The organism is Pseudomonas putida, from assembly GCF_028682475.1.
Taxonomy (GTDB): domain Bacteria; phylum Pseudomonadota; class Gammaproteobacteria; order Pseudomonadales; family Pseudomonadaceae; genus Aquipseudomonas; species Aquipseudomonas putida_AG.
Window position 1 is genome coordinate 1 of record NZ_JANHLE010000114.1, and the last position, 436, is coordinate 436.

At 66.3% G+C, this 436-nt stretch carries 1 protein-coding gene; it reads left to right on the plus strand.

The window, feature by feature from the left end; genetic code table 11:
* A partial coding sequence (locus tag NPS47_RS25410) for an AMP-binding protein (RefSeq protein ID WP_274297449.1) occupies positions 1-436 on the plus strand: 436 nt, incomplete at both ends.

Below are 436 nucleotides of genomic sequence, written 5' to 3' on the forward strand. Positions count from 1 at the left end.
TTGGCACACATGCTGATCGAGCGCGGGGTCGGGCCGGATGTACTGGTCGGCATCGCCGTGGAGCGTTCGCTGGAGATGGTCATCGGCCTGCTGGCGATCCTCAAGGCTGGCGGTGCCTATGTGCCGCTGGACCCGGAATACCCGCGCGATCGCCTGGCCTACATGCTTGAGGACAGCGGCGTGGGCTTGCTGCTGACCCAGCAGCCGCTGCTGGAGGTGCTGGCGCCGGGCGAAGTGCCGTATCTGCTGCTGGATCAACCGGGCGCCTGGCTCGACGCTTACAGTACGGCCAACCCGAATGTGGCGGTGGCGGCAGAGAACCTGACCTACGTGATCTACACCTCGGGTTCGACCGGCAAGCCCAAGGGCGCGGGCAACCGTCACCTGGCCCTGGTCAACCGCCTGTGCTGGATGCAGGACGCGTATCAGCTGAGCC